Genomic DNA, 22,182 nt, shown 5'->3' with positions numbered 1-22,182 from the left:
AATTGTTCCGCGAACCGGACAGCCGACGGAGTTATTAGGTTCACGGCACCACCCTTTTATTGATGGTAGCTGGTCCGCTGAGGGATGTCGACACGCCCGATTCCCAGGCCGTGTTCGCCGCCCTCGAGGACAGCGACTGCCGCCGGATCATCGAGCATCTGGACGATCCGCGAACGGCAAAGGAGCTCTCCGAGAACTGCGATCTGCCGCTCTCGACGACCTACCGGAAACTGGATATTCTCACCGAGGCCTCGTTGCTCTCCGAACGGACCGTGATCCAGTCGGATGGACACCACACGACCCAGTACGAGGTCGCCTTCGAACGGGTCCAGATCGGGCTCGACGAGGACCACGACATCGAGGTCGCGATCCAGCGCCAACCCGAGTCGACGGACGAACGGCTTGAAACCCTCTGGGCGGAGGTGCGTCGCGAGACATGATCGACCCGATGGGACTCACCGTGCTCCTGAAAAGCGCCTCGCTGCTGCTGGGTGGACTCATCACCTTCTATGCGTTCCGGGCCTACAACCGGACCCAGGCCCGCCCCCTCAAGTTGCTCTCGGTCGGGTTCGGCATCGTCACGCTCGGGGCCCTGCTGGGTGGGGTCGTCGACACGTTCCTCGTCATGACCCGCGAGTGGGCGATCACGGTCGAGAGCGCCCTCGCCGTGATCGGCTTTGGCGTGATCCTCTACTCGCTTTACGCCAATTGAGAACCCTGGTGAACTCCGATTGTGCCACCGGCAAAGAGCGTCGCAGAGAGCCCCGGCAGCTCCAGGTCCGAGGCGACGAGTCGGATCCAGCCCACCCAGGGAATCCGGACGACGGCCCGTCCCTTGACCCACTCGGGCTCGACGACGGTACTGATGCCCCTGGTCTGATCGTAGTAGTCGTTGGTCACCGGGTTGTCGCCTTTCGTGATGAACCCGGCGTGTGGGGCCGGGCAGGCGGTCAGATCCTCACACGAACTGGCGTCGACCACGTCCGGGTCGGCCCGATCGTACCAGTTCTCGCGGTCATCGACGTAGAGGTGCGCACGGTGGATGATCGGTGTCGCGGCGGCCGAACCGGAGGGGCGATAGACGATCACGTCACCAGGCCCGCCGAACCGGCGGTAATCGTTTTCGGCCCCGACCTCAGCCGTGACGACGCCCGTGTCTCCGACGGCGAATGCCGGCTCGAACCGGTTTTCGTCCATCACGAGCACGAGATCGCCCTTCTGGAGGTGTGGCTCCATGCTGTCGCTCTCGACGGCGACGAGGGGTGGCCACACGCCGCTGATCGCGAAGAGGATGAATCCAACGGCAACCACGATCAGCAGACTGACGACGATCTCGCGCAGGAACTGCACAGTACTGTGGTCTGTCGTCCCGAGCCAGGTAAGCGCCGCTCGGGGGCTGGAACGTGGATCTGGGCGGGTGTCCTGGGGGTGAGGACCTGGGGGCCCGCCTGGGCGGTGGGTGTCGGAACGACCCCCATCCTCGGGCCCCCCGTCCCAGTCGGTGTCTTGTGTCCCCTCGTCACGACCCATGGCCCGATGTACAGCGGTTTGTGGTTTCAACCTTCCCATGCCCCACGGCGTGGGCAGTCGCTATGCTTTTGGGGCAAGTCCCCCTCCTTTGCTGCGTGCCGCGTGCGTCGCCCGTCCGGATCGTGAAACAGCTCACTGCGGCCGGTTACAACGCCGACCGCGAAGCCGTCACGCTGTTAGCCGGCGCTCCGGACCCGGACCGTGCCGTCGAGACCCTCCTCGACCAGATCGAGTCCGAGGCGGTGACCATCACCGCCGGGGAGGTCCGCGAGGTCCTGAACGGGACCACCCCACGGGCCGACGACACCACTGTTTCAGGTGGAGGGGAAACAAACACGAACCACCCGAATGCGTCCGAGTCCGCAGCTGAAGTGAAGGGGGTCGAACAGGCCGATCAGGCGGCGTCGGATCGATCGCCACGGGACCCGGCCGAACCGATCGTCCACGGGGATATGACCGGTGAGAGTACTGGAACCGGCGAGTACGAGGACTTCGTGTCCGTGTTTCGGGACCGCTACGAACGGCTCTCGGCCATGCTCCGCGGACGGGTCAAACACCGCCCGACCGACGCCCTCGAATCGATGCCCGGGGGCTCGGAGGGCGCGCTCATCGGGCTGGTGACCGACATCCGCTCGACTCGAAACGGGCACTGGCTCGTCGAACTCGAGGACACGAACGGAACCTTCCCGGCCCTGGTGATGAAAGACCGGGAGTTCGCGACGGCGGTCGAGGAACTCCTCCTCGACGAGGTCATCGCGGTCCAGGGAACTCTCTCCGACGATGGCGGGATCCTCTTCGTCGATGACCTCTTCTTCCCCGACGTTCCCCTGACGTTCGAACCGTCGACCGCCGACAGACACGTTCAGGCCGCCCTGGTGAGTGACCTTCACGTCGGGAGCCAGGAGTTCCTCGACGGAGCCTGGACGGATTTCGCCGACTGGCTGCACTCACCTGCGGCCGATTCCGTCGAGTACCTATTGATCGCCGGTGACATGGTCGAGGGCGTGGGGGTCTACCCCGACCAGGATGAGGAACTCGACATCATCGACATCTACGAGCAGTACGAGGCCTTCTCGGAGCGACTCAAGGCCGTCCCCGGGGACATGGAGATCGTCATGGTGCCCGGCAACCACGACGCGGTGCGACTGGCAGAACCACAGCCGGCCTTCGAGCCCGAACTGCGGGAGATCATGTCGGCTCACGACGCCCACATCTACAGCAACCCTTCGACAGTCACCCTGGAGGGGGTCTCGATCCTGCTCTATCACGGCGTCTCGCTGGACGAACTCGTCGCGGAGCTCCCCATGCCGGAGGTCAGTTACGACCAGCCGGATCAGGCCATGGCCCAACTGCTGAAGAAGCGTCACGTCGCCCCGAAGTACGGTGGCAAAAACCGGATCGCCCCGGAGAAGCAGGACTATCTCGTCATCGAAGACATCCCGGACGTGGTCCACTCGGGCCACGTTCACAAACTCGGTGTCGGAGCCTACAACGACGTCCGACTGGTGAACTCCGGCTGTTTCCAGGGGCAGACCGCCTTCCAGCGGAGCGTCAACATCTCCCCCGACGTGGGGACCGCGCCGATCCTCGATCTGGACACCCTCGACGTGACCGTGCGGAAGTTCGCCTGAGGCCCGCGCTTTCCGGTACGAACGGGGGCCAATCCGGCGGCGCAGGAAGGACACAGTTATGATTACCCACCCGTTACCCCAGCCTATGCACCTCTCTACCACGGCACGGAGGCATCTGGTATGCGGGTAGTCACCAAGTTTGGCGGGACGAGTCTGGGCAGCGGCGAGCGCATCGACCGGGCAGCGGATTCTATTGCGGAGGTGGCCGAGGCGGGCCACGAGATCGCGGTCGTCGCGAGTGCGATGGGTGATACGACCGACGAACTTCTCGACGCGATCGAGTTCGAGGCGACTGACCGGGACGAAGCCGAGATCGTCTCGATGGGGGAACGAACCAGCGTTCGGCTCCTCAAGGCCGCGCTCACTGCCCGGGGGATCGACAGTGTCTTCGTCGAACCGGGACACCCCGACTGGCCGGTCGTCACGAACGAACTGGGCGAGGTCCTCCCCGAGGAGACCCGCCGGCGAGCCCAGGCCCTCTCGGAGAAACTCGGGGATGTCGTTCCGATAATCACGGGATTCCTCGCGGAGGACCCCGAGGGCAACATGACCACGCTCGGCCGCGGTGGGAGCGACACGACGGCCATCATGCTCGGCCAGTACATGGACGCCGACCAGGTGGTCATCGTTACCGACGTCGAAGGGGTCATGACCGGCGACCCGAACGTCGTCGAGGGGGCCCAGAACGTCGGGGAGATCACCGTCGACGAACTCCGAAACCTCTCGTTCCGGGGGGCCGAGGTCGTCGCTCCGAGCGCGCTCAGCTACAAGGACGAGGACCTGACCGTCCGGGTCATCCACTACCAGCACCGGGACATCCTCTCCGGGGGGACCACCATCGAGGGCAAGTTCGAGCATATGGTCGACATGCGCGAGGAACCACTGGCCTGTCTCACCGTCGCCGGCCGCTCGATTCGAACCAGTCCGGGGATTCTCCACACGCTCTCGGGGGCGCTCTACGAGGCCGACATCAACGTCGACGCGGTGGCCTCGGGCATGGACTCCATCACGTTCTACGTCGGGGCGGACGTCGCCGACACCGCCGAAAACGTCCTGCACGACAAGATCCTCAAGACCAACACCCTCTCCAGTGTCACCGTCACCGAGGACATTGCCGTCATCCGGGTCCTGGGGACCGAGTTCCCGGACCAACCCGGCGTCGTTCAGGACATCGTCGGCCCGCTGGCCGGGGCTCACATCAACCTGGTCGACGTGATCACGAGTGCCACCTCCGTCGCGGCCTTCGTCCCCTGGGCGGACCGCGAGAAGGCCCTGGAGATCGTTCAGAACGCGTTTTGAGCTCGTGGGACGGTCGTGGGAACGACCGTCACACCAATGGCTTCCAATCCCCTACGGTCGGTCGTGGACCTGCTATGGGTCCAGTGTCCCATGGAACTCGCATACGGCCCCGTTCCGTCACGTCGACTCGGACAGAGTCTCGGCATCAACAACGTCCCGCCCACGACCTGCACCTACGCCTGTGTGTACTGTCAACTCGGGTCGACCACCAACCCCGAGACGGACCGCCAGGCGTTTTTCGACCCCGCGGAAATCGAGTCGGCGATCGAGGACCGACTCGCGGCGCTCGGGCCAGAGGAGACGGTCGACTACGTCACCTTTGTCCCCGACGGGGAGCCGACCCTGGATGTCAACCTTGGCGAGACGATCGACCGATTGCAACGCTTTCCCGTGGACGTCGCAGTCATCACCAACGGGTCGCTCCTCCGACTGGAATCGGTCCGTGCGGACCTCGCCCGGGCCGACTGGCTCTCGGTCAAGGTCGACGCCGCCGACCACGAGGTCTGGACGCAGGTCGATCGCCCCCACGGGGCGGTCGACTTCGAGGCGGTCCGTGACGGTATAGTGCGATTCGCTCGTGACTTCGAGGGCACGTTGACGACCGAAACGATGCTCGTCGCCGGGGTCAACGACGGGGCCGCAGTCGAACCGACTGCGAAACTCGTCGGCGAAATCGCCCCTGACACCGCTTTCGTGGCTGTCCCCACCCGCCCGCCCGACGAGGAGTGGGTGGAGCCACCCGACGAAGCCGAAGTTACCCGGGCCTATCGGACCTTCACCGAGTACGTCGATGACGTGGAGTATTTGATCGGTGCGGAGGGGGATAGCTTTGCCAGCACGGGCGATCCCCGGACCGACCTGCTGGGCGTGACGGCGGTCCACCCCATGCGGGCCTCCCAGGTGTCGGCATTGCTGGACCGGGAGGACGCCGACTGGTCAGTTGTCGAGGACCTCCTCGATGCGGGCGAACTGATCGAACTCGAGTACGACCAGGAAACCTTCTACGTGCGCCCCATCAGCCCCGACCGGCACTAATTCGGAACCAGGCGATCGACGACGAACCCCTGGCCGGCCGAGACGACGATCATTACGGTCCCGAGCACGACGGCAAATTCGACCTCGAAGTAGACGAGAAAGAGCGGGAGCAGCGGGAGTTTGATCGCCCGGTTGTAGAGGAACACGGCGATCAGCCCGTTTCGCATGCCCTCCGCTTGGAAATCCCGAAGCAGCGCATACCAGGCGTAGACCGGGCCGTGGCTGAGCAAGCCGCCAAGGGCAGCGAGTAGATAGCCCAGCCAGCCCGATTCGGCGCCGACGTACCGAGCGACGACCTGCGGTCCGAGAGCGTACTTGCTCAGTCCGACGAGGACAGTCACCCCGACCAGCACCGGGGCGATCCGACCGAGGATGGCCAGACTCTGATCGAGTGCCGCCCGTGTCCCGGCGGGGTCGAAGCTGAAACTGAAAAGATAGAGCAAGCTAACGGCGATGAGGGCGTAGATCCCACTGGGTCGGGCCGAAACCGTTCCGGGACTCCCGGATGAATCGCTCACGCGAAACCCCCCACGAGTCGAACGGTTACGATGGCCACCAGAATCGCGCTCAGGGCGCTCGTCGCGTTCCGAACCAGTGCGAAGCGGCGACCCAACAACGCCGCCTCTGCGGGGAGTTGAACCAGACCGACGGTGACCCAGGCGACGAGGAAGGCGGTAACGGCCTCGAGTCGAACACCGTCCGACAGTAGCTCCCCGCCGATGACGTAACTCGTCACGGCGTTCCCCGTCGAGAGGCTCCCCGAAACGGTGCCGAGGAGAATATCGAGCCCACCGGACCCGATGAAGACTGCCTGAAGCTGCGCCGGCGAGACGAACGTCCGGAACAGTCCCAACAGGAAAACGACGCTGAGAATGATCGGAAGGGCCTTTCCCATCCCCAGCACCGCTCCAGCCATCGCGGCTTTGAGCCCGTCTTCTCGCTCCGCCATCGATCTTACTGTGACGGCCAGCAAGTTCGACATTTCGGTGCGAGCCCGATATCCCGAGGATCGCTATCCTTTTTCGGCTTCCAGCACGAGCCCGTCCATGGTTTGCAGGCGCAGGGCGGACCGGGGATGTGGTGGCCCGTGACCTGGCGACTCGTTCCGGAGGGCCAGTTCGACGCGGCGAGTAACATGGCACTCGATCAGGCGATCCAGGAGCGGGTCGCCGAGGGTGCGGATCCGGTTATCAGGTTCTACCGCTGGGAACCCGCTGCCGTCAGCATCGGCTACTTCCAGTCCCTGGAACGTGAGGTGGATATCGAGGCCTGCGAGTCGGCCGACATCGACTACGTCCGTCGTCGAACTGGGGGCGGGGCGGTCTACCACGACCCGGCCGGGGAGCTCACCTACTCCGTGATCGCCCCCGAAGAGAACTATTCGGCGGACATCGAGGCGAGCTACCGGGAGATCTGCGAGCGGGTCCTCGACGGGTTCGACCGCCTGGGCATCGATGCCGACTTCGCGCCGATCAACGACATCGAGTACGACGGTCGGAAGCTCTCGGGGAACGCTCAGACCCGCCGAAACGGCGTGTTGCTCCAGCACGGAACACTCCTCTATGATCTCGACCCCGATGAGATGTTCACGGCCCTGTCCGTCGACGAGGCGAAACTATCAGACAAGGCTATCGAGGCCGCCCGAAACCGGGTCGCCACCGTTAGCTCGGTGAGCGACGCCTCGATGGCTGACCTTCGATCGGCGATGATCGAGGCGTTTACCGCCGGCCGAAACTATCGAGTCGACGACTATCACGCAGCGGAACTGGACCGGGCCGAGAGGCTGGCTGAGGAGAAGTACCGGACCGACGCCTGGAACCGCGACGGCTAGAGGCGATCGGGTTCGACCCCGTCGTCGAGGGCGTTCTCGACCCAGAGTTCACCGGCCCGATAGGAGGACCGGACGGTCGGAGCCGCAGCGACGTATTCGAATCCCTGGGCCTCGCCGTACTCGCGGTAGGCCTCGAACTGCTCGGGTGGAACGTACTCCTGGACTTCCGGGTGGTCGGCGGAGGGCCGCAGGTACTGTCCGATGGTGAGCAAATCGACGGCCGCGCCTCGCAGATCGTCCATCGCGTCGGTGACCTCGGCTTCTGTTTCCCCGAACCCGACCATGAGGGCGCTTTTCGTGAAGATGGTCTCATCGAGTTTCTTTACGCCCTCGAGCACCGAGAGGGACTGGTAATAGGCCGCTCGTGGATCCCTGAGCTCTCCCTGGAGCCGGCGAACCGTCTCCAGGTTGTGACCGATCACGTCGGGGCCGGCCCGGACGATGGTGCGCAGGGCGTCGGTCGAGCCCATGAAATCGGGAATGAGCACCTCGATGGTGGTTTCGGGGTTTCGCTCGCGGACGGCCCGAATGCAGTCAGCGAAGTGTTCGGCGCCGCCGTCGGGCAGGTCGTCCCGGTCGACCGAGGTGAGGACCACATAGGAGAGATCCAGATCCTCGACCGCCCCGGCCAGTCGATCGGGCTCTGTCGGGTCAGGCGGGCTCGGCGACCCGGTAGGCACGTCACAGAACGAACAGTCCCGCGTGCAGGTGTCCCCGAGAATCATGAACGAGGCGGTGCGCTCCTGTGACCAGCACTCCTCGCGATTGGGGCAGGAGGCTCCCTCACAGACGGTGTTCAGGTCCCGATCCGCGACGGTCTCGTGAACGGCGTGGTGCTGTCGATCGACTCCGGAGAGCTCAGCCCGAAGCCACGCTGGTTTCCGCTGGGCCATGGCCCGGCTTTTTCGAGCCCGCAATATAACGATAGTGGGACACCGACAGATCCGGCCCCTGCTGATCAGATTCGCCCGACGGCGACGCCGAAATCGCACTCACGCACACGAATCCGCACGAAGAGTTAGGGGCCGCCGTCCCCGACACTGCCCATGCGCTCGTATCTCTCGAAGATGGTGAGCAGTACCCGGCTTCCGCCTCGCGAGGAACGCGAGACGGCCATCGAGGCGGCCGGCTACAACGTCTTCAATCTTGACGCCGAAACCGTGTACATCGACCTGTTGACCGACAGCGGAACCGGTACCATGAGCGACGAGCAGTGGGCCGCCCTCTTTCGCGGCGACGAGTCCTACGCGGGCAGTTCGAGTTTCAGGGCCTTCGAGGAGGCCGTCGAATCGGTCATGGGTTTCGAGCACGTCGTCCCTGCTCACCAGGGCCGGGGCGCGGAGAACGTCCTCTACGGGACCCTGTTCGAGGACGGCGACGTGGTCCCGAACAACACCCATTTCGACACCACGCGTGCACACGTCGCGAACGCCGGGGCGAATCCGGTGGACTGCCCGGTCGAGGATGCCATGGACCCGGACGCTCCCGGCGACTTCAAGGGCAATCTCGATCTCGACTGCGTGCGGGCACTCGCCGAGGAGCACGGAACGGAGTCGATCCCGGCGATCGTGCTGACGATCACCAACAACTCCGCGGCCGGCCAGCCCGTCAGTGTCGAAAACACCCGCGAGGCGAGTGCGCTGGCGGATGAACTCGACGTGCCGCTGGTCGTCGATGCCTGTCGGTTCGCCGAGAACGCACACTTCGTCAAACAGCGTGAGCCGGAGTTCGCGGATGCGAGCGTTGCCGAGATCGCGCGCGAACAGCTCTCGTATGCCGATGCGGTGGTCATGAGCGCCAAGAAAGACGGGATCACCAACATCGGCGGGTTCGTGGCCGTTCGGGATCCCGACCTGTTCGAGCGGGTCAAACAGCGGGCGATCCTCTACGAGGGCTTTGTGACCTACGGGGGGATGGCCGGCCGAGATCTGGAGGCTCTCGCAGTCGGACTCCGGGAGGCCGTCGAGGACGAGTACGTGGCCCAGCGGGTGGGACAGACCCAGACCCTCGGCGAGGAACTCGCGGCGGCCGGGGTCCCGATCTACCAGCCAGTCGGCGGCCACGCCGTCTACCTCGACGCCGAGAAGATGGTGCCCGAAGTGCCGAAATCCCAGTTCCCGGGCCAGGCGCTGGTGGTCGAACTGTACCGCCAGGGCGGCGTGCGGGCCGTGGAACTCGGGAGCTTTGCCTTCCCCGGCACCGACCGGCCGGAACTGGTCCGCCTCGCGCTTCCCCGCCGGACCTATCACCGCGAACACATCGATCACGTCGTCGAGACGGCGGCGACAGTCCTGGAGGCGACCGATTCGGTCCCCGGCTACGAGATCGTCGCCGAACCGCCAAACGAGGAACTCCGGCACTTCTCCGCGGAACTAAAACCGGTCTGAGCTATCGGCCGTCCCGTAGGCGGGTAGCCGTCGACCGTGGCAACCCGGCCTCGATTGTGGCCTGCTCGACCTGGGGGATGTCGTAGGACACCCGACGGGGCTCGACAGAGATAGAATCGAGATCCAGCACCGCGTAGGCCGCTCGGGGGTCCCGATCCCGGGGCTGGCCCACGCTGCCGGGGTTGACGATCACGCCCTCGGAAGTCTCCGCGACGTGCTGCACGTGGGTGTGGCCGAGGACGAGCACTGACTCCTCGCCGAGCAGGTCCGGCCCGAACTCTTCGGGGTAGGTGTAGTGATCCGGATCCGCAGGGTGGCCGTGGACGATCTTCACCCGCCCGTCGAAAACGTGCCGCTCAGGCGGCAAGCCGTCGAGGAAGGCGATCTGGTCGGCCGAGAGCTGCTTCCGGGCCAGTCGGACGCCTGCTCTGGCCATTTCGTTTCCCGGGAAGTTCCGTCCCGAGGCGACCATCCGGTCGTGATTCCCCTGCACGCAGGGAATCTCCTGCTCCTGAATCGTCTCGATTACGGCTGCCGGCCAGGGATTGTACCCGACCAGATCCCCGGCGCAGACGATCCGATCGACTGGGGGCATGTCTTCCAGCACGGCTTCGAGCGCCACCCGGTTCGCGTGGATGTCCGAGATGAGCCCGACCTTCATGGACGGCCCTACCAGCCGAACGGGGTTAGTTCCCGTTGTGGACGGCCCGTTCGAACTCGTCTCCAGAACGCGAAACGCCGGCCGCGGCGACGGCGTGCTCGAAGTCAGCCTCGTAGACTGCCTCGGCAGCCGTCGTGGCGTCGGTCGCCTCGAAGTCGTAGGATTCGGGGGCGTCCTTCTCGTAGGTCGCAACCAGGGTCGGCTCCGTCACCGCACGCACCAGCAACGCATCCCGGCGGACGATCCCGATGTAGGCCTCGTCGCCGACTATTCCGGCGATCCGGGGCGTGTCGTAGTCGTCCTTCTCGTAGTCGAGGGCGAACAGCCCGGATACGAGGGCGTCACGGGGCGGATAGCCCAGGTCGAGTTTCTCCGCGATGGGATCGACGTGTGAGCCGTTGCCGACGACCATCGACTCGCCGCCGGGTTTCACACAGTTATAGGAGATGTAGGGGTTGTCCGATTCGGGGGCCTCGGCGGTCGGCCGCACGGTCAGTGTGTCCCCGCGCTCGACGATTTTGCGGTTGGGAAACGATCGCGAGGAGACTCGATAGGCGGCGATCTCCGGGCCGACGACGATGAAGCGACCGATGTACATCGTCCCGAGAGTCTGTGATGAGTCCCAAAAGTGTAGCGGAACGGCGGTTCGTGAGTCGAACGCGGAACGGTTAAGGGCGACCGTCGAATAGGGTCGGGTGAAGTCCCATGGGGTTGCGCAAACCGCCAGGTTTGCGATGCACATGGGGCGAGTGAAACGAAGTCCCATGGGGTAGTGGCCAATCCTGTTGCCTTCTGGGGGCAACGACCCAGGTTCGAATCCTGGTGGGACTATCACCCTTTTCCAGTGGCCGCCTCGATCAGGCCTGGCTGTACTCCGCGAACCCACAGCGGGCGAGGTCGGTGTACTCCCTCGTCGTCGCGACCACGTCGCTCAGTGCGCCCGTGGTGAGGTCGGTCACCGTTCTCCACTCGCCGGTGCCCGCGTTGTGCGCCCAGAGGGTCTCGTCCGCGTCGAAGGCGATCTGGGACTTGATCGCGACTTCGGTCCGGTCGCCGTCCGCCTCGCTGGCGATCAGTGTCTGGACGGTCGGGTCCTGCAGGTCGACGCTGAAGAACAGCGCGCCGACGACAGTGTCCGAGCTGGTCGTGCTGACATACAGGACGTCTTCCGCCCGGTTGATCGCGAGGTCCCCAAGCCCGACCGACCAATTCAGGGTGACGACATCCCGAGTCGTCACGCTGCCGCCCGCGATGGACGCGGCCATGAGCCGGTTTGTCCCGTTCGGGATGAACAGGTACTCCGCGGTGTCGTCCCGGAACGCGGCCCCGGCGATCGACTCGTTGGCCGGCGTGATGACGCCGTACTCCTCGATTCCGAGCGCGCCGTCCTCGTTCATCGTCTTGAGGGCGCCGTTCTTCTCGGCGAAGTACCAGACGTCGCTCGCGTCGTCGAAGGCCACGCCGTTCGGGTAGTTACTGTCCGCGAAGTCATCGGGGATGTCGCCGATCGACGTCTCGACGATCGCGCCGAGCCCGGCGTCATATTGGATGCTGTTGATCGCCGTCGGGTCCGACCGGGTGGTCCCGTAGAACGGACATGCCGGGAACGGAGCCTCCTCGACACAGAACTGGAGGTTACTGATCGCGGCCGTCTGCCCGCTGGGCGTGTCCAGACCAGCATCACCATCCCCGTCTGCGTTATAGGACGTTCCCGGGTCCTCGACGAGTTCACAGTCTCTGCCGCCGAAGGCCAGCACCGTCGTTGCGACGTGTGTGTCCGAGTCCCACTCCACGGCGATGGGCTCACAGGGCTCGCCGGGTTTGTGCTCCCAGTCCGTGATCTCGAGCAATCCGGTGTCCGTCTCCTCCTCGAAGTAGCAATCCAGGACGTTCCCCTCGTCGTCTTCCTCGATGACGAACTCGAACTTGACGTACGTTCCGTCCCCGCTGCAGGTGAAATCCCGGTGACACGGGGTCCGATTCGGCTTCGCTGCGGCGCTCCCGCTCAGCATCGGAACGCCGATGAGTCCCGCACCGGCGAGTGTCGCAGTCCCCTTGAGTAGTGTTCGGCGGTCGATTCCGTCCCCCTCGTATTTCCCTGGATCTGTCATGATTGTCTCCGCCCCACCCATCCCAACTTCCAGTCGGTGAGACACCTGTTCATAGGCGACCAGCGGAGATGAAGTGTGAGGATCGTTACCGTTGGTTTTGCCGAATTCATCGAGGGAAAAACGGGCCGGGACGGCGGTAGGAGGCTATTAAGCGAGGAGCGGACCTGGTGCAGTCGTACGGTTTTCGGTAAACGGTGGCGAAACCGGACGGACTTCAGTCCTCGGCCGACTCGACTGGCGTCTGGACCGGATCGATGGACCGACGCCTCGCGTCGAGAGCGGAGAGGGCATAGACCAGGCCGGTCAGGACCACCACACCGACCACCAGGAGGATCACCGGCGAGATGCGGGTCACGCCCCAGACGACCATCAGAGACGCGGTAACCACGGCGACGGTGATCGCATAATAGAGTTGCGTGCGCACGTGATCGATCAGGTCAGCCCCGGTGAAGGTCGCGGAGAGGACGGTCGTGTCCGAGATCGGCGAGGTGTGATCGCCGAAGATCGCCCCCGAGAAGACCATCCCGACGACCACGGCGACCATGGTGTGTGTCCCGGCGAGTTCCCAGGCCACCGGGATCACGATGGGCGTCATGATGCTCATGGCGGCCCACGCACTCCCCATCGAGAAGGCGACAAAGCCCGTGACGAAGAGCACGACGGCGGGTAACACGGCCGGGGAGAGGGTCTGGGTGGCGATGCCGGCGACGTACTTCCCGGTGCCCAGGTCGTTCGCGACGTTGCCGATCGACCAGGCCAACACAAGGATCGTCACCGCGGTCAGCATGAGGGAGAAGCCGTCGATGGTGACATCAACACTCTCGCCCAGCGTCAGGTGGCCGTCGAACCAGGCCAATAGGTACGTCGAGACGACCATCGCGAAGGACCCGAAGATCAGGGCCATCGCATAGTCTCCGCCGGTGAACATCTCCTGGAGGGTGGCTCCCGGCTGGTAGCCCGTGTACAGTCCCGACCCGAGGGTGACGACGATGAGCACCGCGATCGGGAGGAAAAAGGACCGCAACCGGGGGTTGGTCACGTCGGGTTCGCCCAGTTCGGCCGCGACGTCCTGCATCGGCCGGGCCCCCTCGCGACTCACGAGTCCGGTCGTCGCGGCTCGATGTTCGGCCCCCAGCATCTCGCCGTAGTCCCGCCCCGAGAGGACCACGATGCCGACCATCACGATGGCGAGGATGGCGTACATGTTGAAGGGAATTGACTGGAGGAACACCTCGAAGGCGTCGGGGATCTCGCTTGCGGCGAGGTCGGTCGCCGCGTAGCCCTCCTCGATCATCGTGAGCTGATAGGCGACCCAGGAGGAGATCCCCAGCGTCGAGACCGGGGCCGCCGTCGAGTCGACGATGTAGGAGAGTTTCTCCCGGGAGATCTTGAGCCGGTCCGAGACGTCTTTCACGCTGCTCCCGACGATGGCCGTGTTGGCGTAATCGTCGAAGAACATCGCGATGCCCAAAAGCCAGGCCACGACGCCGGCCTTGCGCTGGCTGTCGAGGTGGTTCATCGTCCAGTCCCGAACGGCATGCGAGCCGCCGATGCGCCAGATCATCGCGACGGCCGAGCCCAGGAGCAACAGGAAGATCACGACCTGTGCGTGAAAGACGCTGTCGCCGAGTGCCGACGCGATCCAGGTGAAGGTCTGGCCGACGCCGAGCCCGCCGGAGTAAATGACTCCCCCGACCCAGACGCCGAGGAAGAGTGACAATACGGCCTTCCGTGTGACGATCGCCAAAAGGATCGCCAACAGCGGGGGCACGAGGGAGAGCGCGCCAAAGTCTGACATGTGAACTCGCTTCCGATCACCGCCCAATAAGCGCTACGAAGCCCGGCCCGTCAGAAGACCCGGTTCCCCAGGAATCGCCGCACCAGATTGGGGCGCTCTCCGCCGGTGGTGATCGCGACGGCCGTCGCGTCGCTTCCGACGATCAGCCGGTCTTCCGGTCGCCCAAGCAACGCCCCACGGAGGCCTGTCGGGCCTGCACAGGTGACCAGCAGGCCGGTCCCCCGGGTGGCCTCGATCAACCCGGCGGGTCGATCTTCGGCCTCGATGAGGCGGGTCTGGACCGGCACGGAAACGTGACTGGCCATCTCCTCGAGGTGTTCGCCGGTGGTGGCCCGTTTCGGTTCGGTCGCAGTTGGCTCGACTGCGGCCAGCAGTTCGAGATCCGCGCCGTAGGTCGCCGCGAGGGCCTCCGCGATCAGGAGTTTCGTCGCGTCGCCGTGCCCACAGTCGGTGACCAGCGAGATCCGGTCGATGTCAGCCAGGCCCCGATCCTCGACCTCGATGACGTCCCGCTCGGTGTGGCGCTTGATCCATCCGACCTCACTCCCGAACACCGAGGTGTGGTGCTGCTCGCCCCGCCGCTCCATCAGTATCGCGTCGAGGTCGTGGTGGTCGGCGTGATTGACGATCGCGTGTTTCGTGTCGTGAGAGGCGGCCGTGCCATACTCCATGGGCACCGCCGTCTGAGAGGCGAACTCGGCCATCCGCTCCTCGAAGGACTTGTCCCCGGATATCGGCCGGTCACTCGCGGTGCCCAGCGGCAACTGGTCGGGGACCTCGTCGAACCGCGTCGCCCGGATCGAACTGTCCTGTGCGCTCGCGATGGCCTCCGCGATGGCTAACAGGGTCGTCTCGCGCTCGACCGGTGTGCTCTCCGTGACGGCCACCAGGACATCGTAACTGCCCGGCGACGTCATCATGGCTTCTGTGTGTTCGAGGGTCTGTTTGCCCAGTTGCTGGCGGACGGCGTCTGTGACCGCGCCTTCACGTTCGATGTCACTCTGGGTGCGCACGTAGGTGTAGTACCAGGCCATCGAGCCCAGGACGATCAGTACCGCGCCCACGAGGGGGATCAGGCCCATGAACGGGATCAACACGATGCCACCCGCGATCCCGAACAGCTGGGGCACCGGATACAGCGGGGTGCGGAAGCTGGGTTCGTAGCCGTCGGGCTCGGCCTCCCGGAACGCGATCAGCGCGATGTTGACGAGGACGAAGACCAGGATCTGAAAGGCACTGGCCAGCTTCGCGATCTCCTGGATCGGGACAAAGGCCACCATGAAAAGCAGCATGGCCCCGGTGAGCGTGATCGCGTTGAGCGGGGTGCCAAACCGGTCGCTGACCTTGGTGAACGCCGGCGGGGCCAACGCGTCCCGGCTCATCGCCAGCGGGTACCGCGAGGAGGAGAGGATCCCGGCGTTCGCAGTACTAATTAGAGCGATGACTGCCGCCAGAATCACCGCGAAGATCCCGATGCCAGGGAGCGTGGCCTCCGCCGCCAGGGCCATCGGGATGTTCGAGCCCATCAGGTCGGCGGCCGGGACGACCCCGACCATGACCACGACCAGCGCGACGTACAACGCGGTCGTGAAGGCGAGCGAGCCGAGAATCCCGAGCGGGATGTTCCGGTCCGGGTTCTCGATCTCCTCGGCGACGCTGGCGACCTTGGTCACCCCGGCATACGAGACGAAGACGAAACCGGTCGCGGCGAGCAAGCCGTTCAGACCGCTGTCGAAGAAGCCGCCGTAGCTCACGGGATCGATCGCCGTCGCACTGCCGGCCACGAACCAGGTGAGTGCGGCCAGCATGACGACGACGATCGCGACCTGGAGCCGGCCGGTCTGTTTTACCCCGACGATGTTGATCACGATCAGGACGAACCCGGCCACCAGCGCGACGGGTTTGACGGGGAGATCGAAGAGCAAGACGAGATACGGTGCGCCGCCGATGAGCGCGAGCGCGCCCTTGAACGTGAGCGAGAACCAGGTCCCGACGCCGGCGATCGTCCCCAGCAGCGGCCCCATCCCGCGCTCGATGTACAGGTAGGTCCCCCCGGATTCGGGCATCGCAGTCGCCATCTCGGACTTGCTGAGCGCGGCGGGCAAGACGAGCAATCCGGCGAGCAGGTAGGCCAATATAACTGCCGGCCCGGCCATTTTCAGGGCCAGACCCGGGAGGATGAAGATCCCGCTCCCGACCATCGCCCCGATGCTGATCGCCAGCACGGCCGGGAGGCCGAGGTCCCGTTCGAGCTCCTTCATTCCCGGGACACACCCCCAATTTCGTCCGAACTGAAACCTGCGGGACGGTTCGAATGTCCGGGGTTCGTCGAAAGAACGGTGGTGTGGATCATGAGAGAGAAAGTGCCGATCCGGGCCGGCGTGTGTTCGAGTGAATTTACGAACGGATCACCATAAATACGTGGATATCAGAAACGGTTCGTCCGATATACCCGCTGTTTTCTCCAGATCTGTTGAAGGTGGCCCGTTCCCGCAACTGGGTCAGGCCAAGGACTCGGGCCGAGCAAGTTAACCCGCCCCCGCCCGGTGACCTGCACAATGAAGGATGGGAGTCTCGATGCGATCGATCGCCGGATCATCGGCGCCTTACAGGGGGCCGCCCGCCACACCTCCTCGAGCGAGGTGGCCGACCGGCTCGACATCTCCGCCAGCACCGTCAGGACTCGGCTCGCCAAACTCGAAGAGGAGGGGATCATCCGGGGGTATTACGTCGACGTGGATTACGACGCGGCTGGCTACCCACTCTACACGAAGATCATCTGCACAGCTCCGATTGCCAGGCGTGACGCCCTCGCAAAGCGGGCCCGAGAGATCGAGGGGGTCACCGCGGTGCGGGAGGTGATGACGGGCGAGCGAAACGTCTACGTCAACGCCCTCGGCCTCGATCACGACGACCTGGACCGAATCAGCCGCGAACTGGACGAACTCGGCCTGCAGGTCGTCGACGAACAGCTCGTCCGGGACGAGTACATCTGTGCAGATCCCGGACTTCTGACACGGGAGGAATGAACCGGAAAGTCGCCTAGACCAGAAGCTGCACGTCCGAATCGGCCATCTGGCGAAGTGCGTGGGCCGCGCCCACGCCGGTCTCGACGCCGTCGATGAATTCCTCGTCGTCGTAGTCCATCAGGTCCATGGTCATCTGGCAGGCCTGGAAGTTCACGCCGTTCTCCAGACCCCGCTCGACCAGTTCCGGAACCGAGTCGGTGCCGACCTCGTCGATCTTGTCCCGCATCATCTTGGTGGTCAGCCGATCCATTCCGGGCATGACGGCGAGGAGGTTGGGCAGGGGCATGTTCGGGTTCCCGGCCGAAGACAGCTTGAGGTCCCGGTAGTTCTCCTCGTGGAGCATGTCCAGGCCCCAGAACGTGGCGAAGACGGTCACGTTCCAGCCGAAGGCGGCGGCCATCGGCCCGAGAATGAGGACGGGGTAGGCCATGTCCAGGGTCCCCTTGGTCGCGATGATGACCATCTCGGTCGGGCCGTCCTCCGCAGCCTGGAGTTCTTCGACCTGTGTTTCGAGCGACGTGATCTGTTCGCGGAGTTCCTCGATAGTGGTGTCGTCGTCCATGGGTAGAGTCCTCTGTGACAGCGAGCCGGCGATATGGTGCTGTCGTGAATGCAGTCTGCAAGTTCGCACGGCGGGTGATAAAAGCGCCCGGCCGATTATTCGTCTCTGGGAGTCGGAACGGCGGGATCTGTTCTCGTGGGTGAAATTACCACTCAGAAAGTGATGGGGAGAATAGTACGGACAGTGGGCAAATTAAAAACAGTCTCACAGCCGCCAGATCGCCGAAACTCCAAAAACCGGGCGCGCTCGATTACGCCTCGTCCTCGTCTGTCTCGTCCTCGGATTTCTTCTTGCCCTCGAGTTCCTCGCCGATAGTCTCCTCGACGGTCTCTTCCACGGTCTCCTCGACGGTCTCTTCCACGGTCTCTCCGACTGTCTCTTCGACCGTCTTTTCGACGGTCTGCTCGACGGTCTCCCCGACGTCCTCGGTGACTTTCTCCTCGACCTGCTTTGTCACCTCGTCCATCTCGTCGCTGACCGTCTCCTCGACGGTCTGTTCGACGGTTTCGCCGACGTCCTCGCTGACCTTTTCTTCGACCTGCTTTGTCACCTCGTCCATCTCCTTGGTGATCGTGTCCTCGACTTCCCTGGTGACGGACTGTTCGACCTGTTCGGCCACGTCCTTGGTCATCCAGTCCGGGTCGAAGCGGGCCATCTTCCAGCCGATGTGGACGACATACGAGGCCAGGACGCCCAGGCCGAAGGCGATCCCGACGATCGTCTCGACCACGAGGATGAGCGCGATGGCCACGAAGATCAACAGGCCGTAGGTCAGGTCGATGATGAAATCGACGCGGTTCGGGTTCATCGTCGTCCCTCCGGTGCCGAAAGCCAGTCGAAGATGTGCATACGTGGCCAGAGCATCTCCAGATAGGAATACCCGTCCCTTCCGGCTCCACCTCGCGGCTGTCACGGTGCTTAAGGAACTCCGAACCGAGGCTCCGGTATGATCGAAATCCTCCTTCTCATCGGCATCGGCGTCTCGCTATTCGTCGGGTTCAACATCGGCGGGGCCACCACTGGCCCGGCCTTCGGCCCGGCGGTCGGCTCGGACGCCATCTCGAAGACCGGTGCCGCGGCACTCATGTCGATTTTCTTCTTTATCGGCGCGTGGACCATCGGCCGTCGGGTGGTGGACACGCTGGGCTCGGAACTCATCACCAGCACAACCGTGTTCACGATGGAATCGAGTATTGTCGTCCTCTTCTTCATCGGCGGCGCGCTGTTCGTCGGGAACTACTTCGGGGTCCCGGCCTCGACCTCGATGACGGCCGTCGGCGCGATCGCCGGGTTGGGCGTCGCCACGGGTGAACTTGACTGGGCGGTCATGGGCGAGATCGCCGTCTGGTGGATCGTGGCCCCGATCGTCGGCTTCTGGGTCTCCGGGATGATCGGCCGCTATCTCTATCCCCGGATCAATCGCTGGGTGGCGATCGACAACACGCCCGGCGCACTCTGGGAACTGGATCGCTCCGGAGCCATCCCCCGGCCCAAAACCGGCCCGAACACGACCCGCCGGGAGTTGACCGGCGCGATCGTGGTGATCGTAATTGGGAGCCTGATGGCCTTCTCCTCGGGCACCTCGAACATCGCGAACGCCATCGCGCCCCTCGTGGGGGCCGGCGTGGACATGAACATGATGATCATTCTGGGCGGGGTCGCAGTCGCGGTCGGGGCGTTTACGATCGCCCGACGGACCCTCGACACGCTCGGGAACGACATCACCGACCTCCCGCTTACGGCGGCGATCATCGTGGCGATCGTCTCCTCGGCCATCGTGATCGGACTCTCGGCGATCGGCATCCCGGCCTCCTTCGTGATCATCGCGACGATGTCCATCGTCGGCCTGGGCTGGGGGCGGGCGACCCGCCCCGCGACGATCCCGGAGGTGGTTCACGGCGAGGGGACCGAGGGGGTCTCCGTGGGCGCGCTCGCGGCCGAAGAGCCGGGTGAGGAACTCCCGCCGATCGGCGAGGAGGACCCCGCGGACATCCCGTCGGCTGCAGACCTGTTCGATCCCTCCACGACCGGCCGGGTGATCGTCATGCAAAACGTGGTTCCGCTGCTCTCCACCGTGGGCGCGTACGTGACGTTCACGCTTCTGTTCACGCTGGTCTGGTGACTCCTGTTCACGCCGGTCTGGCGATCAGAACACCAGCTCGAGCCCGGTGTTGACGCCGTACCCGACCGCGACGGAGGTGACGAGCGTAATCACCCAGAAGCCGAGGGTGACGAGGATTTTCCGTCGGGAGACCCCGGCCGACCCGGCGGCCAGACCACCACCGATCACGCCGGAAATGATGATGTTGTTGAAGGAGATCGGGATGCCCAGCGCGATCGCCGCCTGAGCGATCAGAAACCCGGGCACGAGGGCCGCGATCGACCGCCGCGCTCCGAGCTGGGCGTACTCCCGCGAGGTCGCCTGGAGGAGCCGCGGGGCCCCCATCCAGGCTCCCGCCAGAATGCCGGCTCCGCCGATCGCCAGCAGGACGATCCCGGGCAGGCCCAACTCGACGCCGTAGAGGTATTCCAGGGGCCCCGTGGCGAGTCCGACCTGGCTCCCGCCACTGGAGAAGGCGACGACGCTCCCGAGTCCCACCAGGAAGGTCTTGACGCCGCGATCGACTGACTGCTGGGTGCGCCGTCTGATAAAGACGAAGCCGCCGATCGCGAACAGCAGCGTCACCAGGACGATTCCCGTGTCGAGGCCGCCCACGACTGGGGTAGTGATGGTTCCGGCGACGAACCGGGCGAGTGAGTTCTGGGCGACCCTTGGCGGCCCCGGGATGACGCCGAGTTCGATGTTCGCGAGCACGCCTGCGACGATCGCGGCGAGCAACGGAATGCTGAGCGTATCCGAGATGTCATCACGCCGAAGTAGCGACGCCGTCCCGAAGGCCAGCCCACCGGAGACCGGCGGGACGAGTACCCAGAACAGCCCGATTCCGCGAAGCGTCTCCATGTTCGGGGTCCCGCCAAGCGAGAGGCCCACGCCGACCATCGCGCCCGTCGTGGCAAAGGCCGCCGGCACTGGGTAGCCGGCGAAGATCCCCACGGCCATGAACCCCCCGGCGGTGAGCAACCCGGCGGTCGCCGCAAGCGGCGTGAAGGCTACCCCCTGGAACAGCCCGGTCCCGATGGTTTCCGAGATGCTCCCGCCCTGGAGGAGCGCCCCCGCGCCTGCCAGCAGGCCGATGAGAAACGCCGCCTGCATCGTCGAGATGGCCCGGGCCCCGATCGCCGGCGCGAAGGGCGGGGAGTTGCTGTTCGCGCCGAGGGTCCAGGCAGTGAAGATGGCGATGGCGGTCGCGAGAACGACGAGCCCCCAGGCCGTCACCGTTCCCCTCCCGTGAGCGCCGCGGCCACTCGACTGAACAGTCCGCCAGCGACACTCGCCGACCGGGCGATGATGACTGTCTGTTCGGTCCCGTCGACGATCCGCCGCGGGACCGAGCCGACCAGTCGACCTCGAAGCGGGCCTTTTCGGGTCGCCCCGAGGACGAGCACGTCGTGTGGCCCGGATTCCGCGACGATCACCTCCTCGACTGTTCCCCGCTCGATCTGTGTCTCGACCGTGAGGTCCGGGTGCGCCGCCTCGATGGTAGCGGCCTCCTGATCGACGACGGTGCGAGCCTCCCGTTCGGGTGTGTTCTCGGTCGCGACCGTGAGAACGGTGATCGCGGCGTCGTTCGCCAAGGCGATCGCCACGGCCGCCGTTCGCGCGGTCGGGGTGTGGGGCCCGCCCGCGACGGGGAGCAACACCGACTCGACGGTCCCCGCTTCCCGACCGATCCGCTCGACGTAGACGTCAGTCGGGGCGCGTTCGAGCACGTGGTCCACGGTCGTCCCCAGGAGGGCGTCGCTCCGCCGTGGGTCGCTGTCCCAGCCGATGACCAGGGCCGCCGGGTCCGTTCGTTTCACGGCCGAGACCAGTCCCTTCTCGACCGAGCGAGCCACGACCAGGTCCCGGACGACCTCGACCCCCTCGGGGTCCGGCGCACGGTCGAGCAATTCGTGGCTGTCGGCCGCGAACTCCTTGACGATCGTCTCGTCCGAGAACATGCCAAACGGCGATTCGTAGGGTTTGACCACGACGGTGACGAGTCTCACCGTGCCGCCATGTCCCTGGGCGATGTCACGGGCCGTGCGGACGAGCTGTGCAACCTGCGCTGGATCTTCGACGGCCACCATCACGTCGCCATCGCTCCCTCGACCGACCATGTGAACTACTACACGCCACCGGCGGATAAGGATTGGCGGGGATCGGTGGCTGCCAGATCCCGCCCGCAGTGGACGGCCCTGTGCAGT

At 65.0% G+C, this 22,182-nt stretch carries 22 protein-coding genes and 1 tRNA gene; 10 read left to right on the top strand and 13 right to left on the bottom strand.

Going from position 1 to position 22,182, the window contains the following annotated elements:
* Positions 1–62: 62 nt before the first annotated feature.
* Both RH831_RS02990 and RH831_RS02985 read left to right on the top strand, forming a co-directional pair.
* A complete protein-coding gene (locus tag RH831_RS02990) occupies positions 63–440 on the top strand; it encodes a helix-turn-helix domain-containing protein (protein ID WP_310552784.1) in 378 nt (125 codons plus the stop codon).
* The gene (locus tag RH831_RS02985; RefSeq protein WP_310552783.1) at positions 437–712 is read left to right on the top strand and encodes a hypothetical protein; all 276 of its coding nucleotides are present in this window, start codon (positions 437–439) and stop codon (positions 710–712) included. Before RH831_RS02990 ends, RH831_RS02985 begins: the two co-directional genes overlap by 4 nt.
* Here RH831_RS02985 and RH831_RS02980 read toward each other — a convergent pair.
* Positions 700–1,530, bottom strand: a complete 831-nt coding sequence (locus tag RH831_RS02980) for a S26 family signal peptidase (protein ID WP_310552782.1) — start codon at positions 1,528–1,530, stop codon at positions 700–702. The two genes, RH831_RS02985 and RH831_RS02980, sit on opposite strands and share 13 nt — an antisense overlap.
* A gap of 95 nt (positions 1,531–1,625) precedes the next feature.
* Between RH831_RS02980 and RH831_RS02975 the strand changes: the two genes are divergently transcribed.
* The 3 genes from RH831_RS02975 (at position 1,626) to RH831_RS02965 (ending at position 5,495) form a co-directional block, all read left to right on the top strand.
* Entirely contained in the window at positions 1,626–3,161 is a 1,536-nt protein-coding gene (locus tag RH831_RS02975) for a DNA-directed DNA polymerase II small subunit (RefSeq protein WP_310552781.1), read from the top strand.
* 120 nt (positions 3,162–3,281) lie between these two features.
* Positions 3,282–4,460 (top strand): aspartate kinase, encoded by a 1,179-nt coding sequence (locus RH831_RS02970; RefSeq protein ID WP_310552779.1) that lies wholly within the window; start codon positions 3,282–3,284, stop codon positions 4,458–4,460.
* A 36-nt stretch (positions 4,461–4,496) separates the two neighbouring features.
* Positions 4,497–5,495: a radical SAM protein gene (locus tag RH831_RS02965; protein ID WP_310552778.1), complete on the top strand. Its 999-nt coding sequence runs from the start codon at positions 4,497–4,499 to the stop codon at positions 5,493–5,495.
* Here the strand turns inward: RH831_RS02965 and RH831_RS02960 are convergent.
* The gene (locus tag RH831_RS02960) at positions 5,492–6,013 is read right to left on the bottom strand and encodes a hypothetical protein (RefSeq protein WP_310552777.1); all 522 of its coding nucleotides are present in this window, start codon (positions 6,011–6,013) and stop codon (positions 5,492–5,494) included. The two genes, RH831_RS02965 and RH831_RS02960, sit on opposite strands and share 4 nt — an antisense overlap.
* The gene (locus RH831_RS02955; protein WP_310552776.1) at positions 6,010–6,444 is read right to left on the bottom strand and encodes a hypothetical protein; all 435 of its coding nucleotides are present in this window, start codon (positions 6,442–6,444) and stop codon (positions 6,010–6,012) included. Before RH831_RS02955 ends, RH831_RS02960 begins: the two co-directional genes overlap by 4 nt.
* Positions 6,445–6,546: 102 nt before the next feature.
* On the opposite strand from RH831_RS02955, the gene RH831_RS02950 reads away from it, so the two are divergent.
* A complete protein-coding gene (locus RH831_RS02950) occupies positions 6,547–7,326 on the top strand; it encodes a biotin/lipoate A/B protein ligase family protein (RefSeq protein WP_310552775.1) in 780 nt (259 codons plus the stop codon).
* Here RH831_RS02950 and lipA read toward each other — a convergent pair.
* Positions 7,323–8,243 carry a lipoyl synthase gene (gene lipA / locus RH831_RS02945; protein WP_396275413.1) on the bottom strand — a complete coding sequence of 307 codons (921 nt, stop codon included), beginning with the start codon at positions 8,241–8,243 and terminating at the stop codon, positions 7,323–7,325. The genes RH831_RS02950 and lipA overlap by 4 nt on opposite strands.
* Before the next feature lie 129 nt (positions 8,244–8,372).
* Here lipA and RH831_RS02940 point away from each other — a divergent pair, with 129 nt between their 5' ends.
* Positions 8,373–9,713 carry a tryptophanase gene (locus tag RH831_RS02940; RefSeq protein ID WP_310552773.1) on the top strand — a complete coding sequence of 447 codons (1,341 nt, stop codon included), beginning with the start codon at positions 8,373–8,375 and terminating at the stop codon, positions 9,711–9,713.
* 1 nt (position 9,714) lies between these two features.
* On the opposite strand, the gene RH831_RS02935 is transcribed toward RH831_RS02940, so the two are convergent.
* Together RH831_RS02935 and RH831_RS02930 are read right to left on the bottom strand one after the other, a co-directional pair.
* On the bottom strand, positions 9,715–10,374 hold the full coding sequence (locus tag RH831_RS02935) for a metallophosphoesterase family protein (RefSeq protein ID WP_310552772.1): 660 nt from the start codon (positions 10,372–10,374) through the stop codon (positions 9,715–9,717).
* Between the two features lie 25 nt (positions 10,375–10,399).
* The gene (locus tag RH831_RS02930; RefSeq protein ID WP_310552770.1) at positions 10,400–10,972 is read right to left on the bottom strand and encodes an IMP cyclohydrolase; all 573 of its coding nucleotides are present in this window, start codon (positions 10,970–10,972) and stop codon (positions 10,400–10,402) included.
* Between the two features lie 160 nt (positions 10,973–11,132).
* On the opposite strand from RH831_RS02930, the gene RH831_RS02925 reads away from it, so the two are divergent.
* Positions 11,133–11,205, top strand: a tRNA-Gln gene (locus RH831_RS02925).
* 26 nt (positions 11,206–11,231) lie between these two features.
* Here RH831_RS02925 and RH831_RS02920 read toward each other — a convergent pair.
* The 3 genes from RH831_RS02920 to RH831_RS02910 all read right to left on the bottom strand — a co-directional run bounded on the left by RH831_RS02920 (position 11,232) and on the right by RH831_RS02910 (position 16,544).
* Positions 11,232–12,485: a twin-arginine translocation signal domain-containing protein gene (locus RH831_RS02920; protein WP_310552769.1), complete on the bottom strand. Its 1,254-nt coding sequence runs from the start codon at positions 12,483–12,485 to the stop codon at positions 11,232–11,234.
* A gap of 214 nt (positions 12,486–12,699) precedes the next feature.
* Positions 12,700–14,283 carry a Na+/H+ antiporter NhaC family protein gene (locus RH831_RS02915; RefSeq protein ID WP_310552768.1) on the bottom strand — a complete coding sequence of 528 codons (1,584 nt, stop codon included), beginning with the start codon at positions 14,281–14,283 and terminating at the stop codon, positions 12,700–12,702.
* A 50-nt stretch (positions 14,284–14,333) separates the two neighbouring features.
* Positions 14,334–16,544 carry an amino acid permease gene (locus RH831_RS02910; protein ID WP_310552766.1) on the bottom strand — a complete coding sequence of 737 codons (2,211 nt, stop codon included), beginning with the start codon at positions 16,542–16,544 and terminating at the stop codon, positions 14,334–14,336.
* A 297-nt stretch (positions 16,545–16,841) separates the two neighbouring features.
* On the opposite strand from RH831_RS02910, the gene RH831_RS02905 reads away from it, so the two are divergent.
* The gene (locus RH831_RS02905) at positions 16,842–17,312 is read left to right on the top strand and encodes an Lrp/AsnC family transcriptional regulator (RefSeq protein ID WP_071932464.1); all 471 of its coding nucleotides are present in this window, start codon (positions 16,842–16,844) and stop codon (positions 17,310–17,312) included.
* Positions 17,313–17,325: 13 nt separating this feature from the next.
* Here RH831_RS02905 and RH831_RS02900 read toward each other — a convergent pair whose 3' ends face one another.
* Positions 17,326–17,874, bottom strand: coding sequence for a DsrE/DsrF/DrsH-like family protein (locus RH831_RS02900; protein ID WP_310552765.1), 549 nt, complete (start codon positions 17,872–17,874; stop codon positions 17,326–17,328).
* Positions 17,875–18,124: 250 nt separating this feature from the next.
* Positions 18,125–18,682, bottom strand: coding sequence for a hypothetical protein (locus tag RH831_RS02895; protein ID WP_310552764.1), 558 nt, complete (start codon positions 18,680–18,682; stop codon positions 18,125–18,127).
* A 138-nt stretch (positions 18,683–18,820) separates the two neighbouring features.
* Between RH831_RS02895 and RH831_RS02890 the strand changes: the two genes are divergently transcribed.
* Positions 18,821–19,996 (top strand): anion permease, encoded by a 1,176-nt coding sequence (locus RH831_RS02890; RefSeq protein ID WP_310552763.1) that lies wholly within the window; start codon positions 18,821–18,823, stop codon positions 19,994–19,996.
* Between the two features lie 24 nt (positions 19,997–20,020).
* Here RH831_RS02890 and RH831_RS02885 read toward each other — a convergent pair whose 3' ends face one another.
* Together RH831_RS02885 and RH831_RS02880 are read right to left on the bottom strand one after the other, a co-directional pair.
* Positions 20,021–21,211 carry an inorganic phosphate transporter gene (locus RH831_RS02885; RefSeq protein ID WP_310552762.1) on the bottom strand — a complete coding sequence of 397 codons (1,191 nt, stop codon included), beginning with the start codon at positions 21,209–21,211 and terminating at the stop codon, positions 20,021–20,023.
* Positions 21,208–22,095, bottom strand: a complete 888-nt coding sequence (locus RH831_RS02880; RefSeq protein ID WP_310552761.1) for a universal stress protein — start codon at positions 22,093–22,095, stop codon at positions 21,208–21,210. Before RH831_RS02880 ends, RH831_RS02885 begins: the two co-directional genes overlap by 4 nt.
* Positions 22,096–22,182: the final 87 nt, after the last annotated feature.

The organism is Halodesulfurarchaeum sp. HSR-GB, from assembly GCF_031432215.1.
Classification (GTDB): Archaea; Halobacteriota; Halobacteria; order Halobacteriales; family Halobacteriaceae; genus Halodesulfurarchaeum.
Note: the sequence above shows the minus strand (reverse complement) of the source record. Positions and strands in the feature narration are given on the sequence as shown.